Origin of the sequence: Sphaerospermopsis kisseleviana CS-549 (genome assembly GCF_028329225.1) — a bacterium.
GTDB classification, from domain to species: domain Bacteria; phylum Cyanobacteriota; class Cyanobacteriia; order Cyanobacteriales; family Nostocaceae; genus Sphaerospermopsis; species Sphaerospermopsis kisseleviana.
The window spans coordinates 1-6,537 of sequence record NZ_JAQMTI010000052.1 but is presented as its reverse complement, the minus strand read 5'-3'; the positions used below and the strand labels follow the sequence as shown (position 1 = coordinate 6,537).

The following is a 6,537-nucleotide window of genomic DNA, read 5'->3' as shown; positions in this document are numbered from 1 at the left end:
TTTGGGGATTTCAAGAGATGGCAAAGAAATTTTCAAATCTCCTCCTGACTCCTGACTCCTGACTCCTGACTCCTGACTCCTATGCCCTCACGGAAAGACTTTCTCAGCAACCCCTAACTAGAACACCGATTCATTAATCGTAAGGGCGAAGCATTCGGACAGAATATGAACTGGTTTCAGCGATAGGTTATCACCCGAATGCTTCGCCCCTACAAGAAACAGAAAAAATTTTTAACACCCACTTACTTAAACCTCAAAAACAAAATCCACTTACATTTTGATATGTAAGTGGACTTGTTGATTATTTTAAGTGGAGCTTATGGGAATTGAACCCATGTCCAAATTGGGTATTTACCCCCCGCTCATTCACAGGTTTAGCCTTTCTGACCCTCAAGGCGGGAATCGTTCATTGTCCCGAACGTAGGATGCTCTGATTTAGTCTTAGCCAGCAAGCCAACCAGAGAACGCTTACTGGAGCATCCGTTGGGGTTAGGTCTCTAGTCCTTAACGGAGTCAAACCAGAGACGCTCGGACCTATAAGAGGCTATTAGGCAGCAACTAGGGCTTCCTTACGAGCAAAGCTTACGATATTGTTCGCATTTACTTTTTGTTTGAGCCTTTGATTTCCGAGAGGAGACTCACTCTCGACCTGAATCACAGAGCAGCTTTCGCCAACCTGTCGAAACCGTTAAAGCCCCATGCGCTTTATATTTCTATTATAGTATGCCGTTTTGCAATTGTGTTGGGTTGATCAAAAAAATTTTCTTGTCTTTGGGTATTAGGTATTGGGTATTGGGTATTGGGTATTGGGCATTGGGCATTGGGCATTGGGTTATTAACTTCCCCCTGCTTCCTGCCTACTGCCTCCTGCCTACTGACTCCTGCCTCCTGCCTCCTGCCTCCTGCCTCAAGAGGGCAACCACAGGGGGTTTGCCCCTACTGCTTCCTGTTGTAAACAATAAAGTCAAACAAATAATGCGCCATTTCTAACTTAGAACAAGGGGGAATTTCTATTTCTCTTCCTTCTTTATCTAAAAATACCGCTTGATTATGATCACTCCCAAAACCACTGCCAATTTTATCAATAGGGTTGGCTACAATTGCATCTAATTTCTTTCTCTGTAATTTCTCTTTCGCAGGTGTGATAATATCCCCGGTTTGTGCTGCAAAACCGATTAATAATTGCTGGGGTTGTTTAATTTTCCCTAGTTCAGCAACTATATCGGGTACTGGTGCAAGGGGTAAATTTTCGGGAAGCGATCGCTTAGGTAATTTCTCTAAACTATAATCTCTCGGTTTCACATCCGCAACCGCCGCAGACATGACTATTATATCTGCATTTCCTAACTCTTTTAACATCGCTGCCTGCATTTGAGCCGCACTCACTACGGAAATTGCTTTAACTCCTAAAGGTGCATCCCAACTCGCTGGACAATGCACTAATGTAACTTCTGCGCCTCTATGCAATGCTGCTTGTGCTAATGCTAATCCCATTTTACCTGTTGAGGGATTGCCAATAAACCGCACCGGATCTAAATATTCTCTCGTTCCCCCAGCACTGATTAAAACACGCTTCCCGCTTAAATCTCTTTTTCCTTGGGTATGCAACAAAGATTGAATATAAACAAATATTTCTTCTGGTTCGGCCATTCTTCCTGCACCGATGCGATCGCACGCTAACAACCCAGAACCAGTTTGCATACCATAAAATCTTTTATCTGTCAATAGTTGCTGCCAATTTCTTTGTACTGCTACCTGTTCCCACATATCCGTATTCATTGCTGGTGCTAATAAAACAGGACAAGTAGAAGCCAAGACAGTATTTGTTAATAAATTATCTGCCATCCCATAAGCTAACTTAGCTAAAGTATTAGCAGTTAAAGGTGCAATCACAATTAAATCCGCCCATTCTCCCAATTCGATATGTAGGGGACGAGAATAAACAGGTTGCCAAAAATCATCATCAGTATAAGCTTGATGACGGGATAAAGTGGCAAAAGTCAAAGGTTTGATAAATTCTTGAGCAGAATTGGTGAGAATCACTCGCACTTCTACCCCAGATTTAAACAAACTAGAAACCAATTCACAAACTTTATAAGCTGCAATACCGCCGCATATAGCAACAATAACTTTTTTGGATTTGGGATTTATAAATGATAGCATTATCTCTTTATTTTATTTAATACTTCTTTAGGGACTTGATCTTCAGGAATTGGAAATCCATGATAGGTTGGATAACCTTGTTCATCAAAAGTATTATCTGAATGAAACACATAAAATTGATCTGTTTCTTTATGAAATCCATAACGTTTTTCACTATTGTTATTACTGCTACATATAGAACTATTTAAAATTTTTTGAGCTTCTTCATCTGTTAAATCCATAGGAGCAGCGTCTTTCCAATGACCCAAAAGATCATGTTTAGGAGAAGGCTTATAACGAGGACATATTTTTATAGCGTGTTTAATTTCAGTTAAATTATTAATGATTCGAGTCTCTTTAGAAGTTATACCTTCTTGAAATTCAACCTCAATATTTTCATGAATAAAATCAGGGTCATTTTGTAAACTAATTAATATTCCTTGAAGTTTAGCAGCACCAGCTAATGAACTTGATGTAACATCTATATTCTGATAATGACACTTGCAATCATTGAGTAAATTTTGTACATCAACAAAAGGTCCCTTACTTAAAAGTCTCAGTAGAATCATAGCGATTTTTTGTTGTTCAGAATTTTTTGAATTTTTATTCTGAAAAATCCATTGACTAACAGTTAACTCAGAGGATAGTTGTTGAGAAGAAAAACTACTATGAGTTTGAATCGGATCACCATTTTGAATAACACTTATTTCTGTAATAATTTGAAAAATATGTTTCATTAATTCATCAGCTTCATAATTATTAGATGCTTGTCCAATAAAAGAAAGCTCATTAATCAAAAAGTTCATTTATATTAGACCTCATTTATAGTAAATCCATTAAATCTTTATCAGCTTGATCGAAAAAACCATCAGGCCATTTATCAATCCCTCCATCTGGATAAATTCGAGGAGTAATAATTTCTGTTGTTGGTTGTCCTTTTTTTAAATATCTTTCAAAGTAGTTAATTTGCACTTTATCAGCCTCAAGTTTATTATGTCTTACTGCTTTACGAATACCATTGAGAACATGATCGCTATGAGTTTCTAATATTATTTGAATACCACAACTTGCTGCTAAGGCAATTAATTCTCCCATCTTAGATTGTCCTCTAGGATGAAGATGAGCTTCTGGATTTTCTAATAAAATCAATGTATCTGAGGCGGCAGATAATATAGCGACAATAATTGGTAAAGTATAGGTAATTCCAAACCCTACATTAGTTGAACGATAGAAATTATTATCTTCATAGGAATATTGTAAATTTACTAAATCCATTGCTGAATGTAGCTCTATATCAATTCTTGTTCCAGGGCTAATTTCTCCTAACCAGGCTTCAACTTGACTTTTTAAAATATCAGACTGTATTGATGGATGTAATAGTTGACTATGGGGAATTTTTTTATATTCATTTATAGCTAAGAAATGGGCAGTAAATTCTCCTTGACTACCAATTTGTTGATGTTGTCTAACTTGAAAATCCGACATTTGGAAATAATTTCTAGGTGCTATTCTCTCTGCTTTTAAGTAATGAAATTTATCTGTAAACAGACTAGACTTATAAATTTTTTCATCAACAATAGAAAAATTAGATATTTGAATGACATCTGATGTACGATCATAATCAAAAATCCAAGTACCTTGAATATTATTATTTATACCAACTTCAAATGTGATTGAATCTTCTTTAGCTCGTTTAAAAAGTACATCTTCTCCTGTACCTATAGATACTAAATCACCGTTTAATGCCAGACCTATATCATCTAATAAATCTTGTTGATAAGATTGACGTAACAGTAATAAAGATTGCAGTAAAGACGATTTACCAGTGCTATTTAATCCAGAAAAGAATGTTAATGGCTTGAATGCAAAAGACTGGTTTTCAAATGGTTTAAAATTTTTTAAAGTTAAAGAACTTAGCATGATAAAACCTCTTGAACTATTTGATTAATTTTTTCAAATCTGTACTTAACTCTATTAGCAGCTTGGGAAATAGACTTATTAAAATCATTGTCTGTTCGCATTTTTTCAATAAACTTTTCTTTTAATAATGTCTTGTGATTAATCAATAGATCAATTTCCTGTACGTTTAATTTACTTAAAGTAACTGACCATGCTTCAAAGAGAGATTTATTCACAGGAGAACTTGATGATTTACGAAAAGCAGAATTTCCAAAAAGACGATCTGCTGCTTTCATTGATTTAATAAAACTTTGTCTAAGATCCTCTATTAGAGAATTATCTAGTTTATTTAAGTTGTCCATAGCTTTATTTAAAAACTCGTTTCTTCCTTCCTCCACAGGATAATTTTCATAAGATGTTAATGAAAAAGCAATAAAACCTATAATAAATTCATGATCATCCATTCTTTGTTTTTTCTTTTCACTGAGATTTATTAACCGTTTAAACTCTACTAATTCTGCAAATTCTTTAAGAATATTTAAAGATTTACCAGGATTCATTGCTTGACGTAATTCTTGGTTATTGAGAGGTAAACCACCAGTATTAATTCTTTGAAAAATATTATATTTAACTTGGGAAGGAGTACCAGATTCAATTAAACAGACTGTTAACTCTGCTTCTTCTATTCTTCTTTGATAAGAACGAGGTAAATCATTATATTTTTTTTTCTCTAAATCTTTAAGAAATTGCAGGTCAGTTAATGTAAGTTCTTGATCAAGAATAAATTTTTTAAATGTACTAATTCTTTGTAATCCATCTATTACTAACCATTTATCATCATTAGTTGCATCTATATAAAATGCAGGAAGAGGAATCTTAATCAAAAGAGATTCAATTAAACGACTTTTATTTTTATTAGTCCAAATACCAGCATGGCGTTGAAATTCAGGAGCCAAATCAATTTCATCATGTTTGATTCTTTTGAGTAGCAGATCCATTGTCATAAGTTTAGTTTTAACCCTAATTTTAGTAGGATCAAATGGTTCTAAGTTTTCATCACCATCATCTTGTTCAAAATTAAAATCATCATCTAATTCATTTTCTTGATCTAGTAATTCCATCTGTTGATTATTTGTGATCATTATGACAACCGTTCCTAATTAATTAGATACAAAAAACTGTATATCATTCTCTAATGATACCAAATAATTCATCTACACAAATCATTTAGGTGTTGACTGATATCATGGCTCGCTTGGCATAAGCCTGTATTATTATTGCATCTATTTGTATGGATCTGTTTGAATCATGTAGTGATTATTTGCATAAAATGATTTATATAAGGGTTTAGCAAGGCCAAACCCTTACAGAATTCTGAATTGTTAGATAAAATTTCTATGCTTCGTCGTAGGGTTCTAAATCTAATAGGTAGATATAAGGCTCAACTAATTCTGGACGCTGAAAGGCGATCGCTCGCAGTAAATGCCAATCATTTAAACCCTCAAAAGCATTGCTATAATTATCCAATTCCAGACGAGTAGCCAAATCTTTTACATCTGTTGCTGTCATAGCAGCAATTTCTTTTCTGGAAACGCTTAGAGTTGTCATAATGCTTGCCCCTCCCTTTTGCAGCACTCGCATTCAGCCGTAGGTGGAGTTGAGCTAAATGAGCTAAAATATCCCACCCAATCTATATTACTAATTAGTGGGCATGAAATTTGTAAATATTTAGCTGATTTTTCTCCTCAATTGTAAAAAATTGATAACTTAACCATCCGCAATTGTCTTGATCACAAATTTTCGCAATACCTGCAGCATTTCTAAATTAATTTCATGTCCCATCACAAATTCATGATATTCGACTACCACTCCTAATGCTTCTGCCACTGCCTTAGCTTTGGTAGCAGCTGACAATGGTACAACTTGATCCTGTGTGCCGTGCATAATTAATGTGGGTGGAAAATTGCCTTTTTGTAAGTTAGCAAGTTGAGGATGTGGATACCCACTCATGACAACTAAACCAGCCAAGGGTAAAGTTAAACCTACATCCAACGTCATGGCACCACCTTGAGAAAACCCACTCAAAACGGTGCGAGACAAAGGCACTCCTGTCATGCTTTCTAAAGACTGCAACCAATCTATCAGTAATTGACGACTTTCTGGCAATCCTTGATACATATTCTCGTCCCGCAAATCATACCACGCCCTACCAACTGGGGAATAGGGATAGGGATAAGGGGCATTGGGAAACAAAAATTCACAATCAGGTAAATTGAAATAAGAGGATAAAGATTCTACATCTTGGGCATTTGCACCCCACCCGTGTAACGTGACGATGAGGGCGGCTGGTTTTTGCTTTGTTTTTGGCGAAATTCTAATGAAATCTAAAGTCATGATCAATTATGTTGTTAGTTATTTAGTTAGGGCTGGTAATTGGTAATTGCTAAAAACTCTTAACTGTCCCCAGTCCCCAGTCCCCAGTCCCCAGTCCCCAGT

The 6,537-nt window shown here is 35.5% G+C and carries 6 protein-coding genes and 1 other RNA gene; all 7 read right to left on the bottom strand.

Annotated features, from left to right (window positions below):
* Nucleotides 1–308 precede the first annotated feature (308 nt).
* Nucleotides 309–698: a transfer-messenger RNA gene (ssrA, locus tag PN497_RS03810) on the bottom strand.
* Between the two features lie 238 nt (nucleotides 699–936).
* The gene (gene coaBC / locus PN497_RS03805; RefSeq protein WP_096564989.1) at nucleotides 937–2,163 is read right to left on the bottom strand and encodes a bifunctional phosphopantothenoylcysteine decarboxylase/phosphopantothenate--cysteine ligase CoaBC; all 1,227 of its coding nucleotides are present in this window, start codon (nucleotides 2,161–2,163) and stop codon (nucleotides 937–939) included.
* Nucleotides 2,163–2,948, bottom strand: a complete 786-nt coding sequence (locus tag PN497_RS03800) for a hypothetical protein (RefSeq protein WP_096564991.1) — start codon at nucleotides 2,946–2,948, stop codon at nucleotides 2,163–2,165. The genes coaBC and PN497_RS03800 overlap by 1 nt, the downstream gene beginning before the upstream one ends.
* Nucleotides 2,949–2,964: 16 nt before the next feature.
* Nucleotides 2,965–4,062, bottom strand: a complete 1,098-nt coding sequence (locus PN497_RS03795) for an AAA family ATPase (RefSeq protein WP_096564993.1) — start codon at nucleotides 4,060–4,062, stop codon at nucleotides 2,965–2,967.
* The gene (locus PN497_RS03790; RefSeq protein WP_096564995.1) at nucleotides 4,056–5,183 is read right to left on the bottom strand and encodes a DUF262 domain-containing protein; all 1,128 of its coding nucleotides are present in this window, start codon (nucleotides 5,181–5,183) and stop codon (nucleotides 4,056–4,058) included. The genes PN497_RS03795 and PN497_RS03790 overlap by 7 nt, the downstream gene beginning before the upstream one ends.
* Before the next feature lie 253 nt (nucleotides 5,184–5,436).
* Nucleotides 5,437–5,649: a protein IsiD gene (gene isiD, locus PN497_RS03785; RefSeq protein WP_096564997.1), complete on the bottom strand. Its 213-nt coding sequence runs from the start codon at nucleotides 5,647–5,649 to the stop codon at nucleotides 5,437–5,439.
* Nucleotides 5,650–5,808: 159 nt separating this feature from the next.
* Nucleotides 5,809–6,435, bottom strand: coding sequence for an alpha/beta hydrolase (locus PN497_RS03780; protein WP_096564999.1), 627 nt, complete (start codon nucleotides 6,433–6,435; stop codon nucleotides 5,809–5,811).
* Nucleotides 6,436–6,537 lie beyond the last annotated feature (102 nt).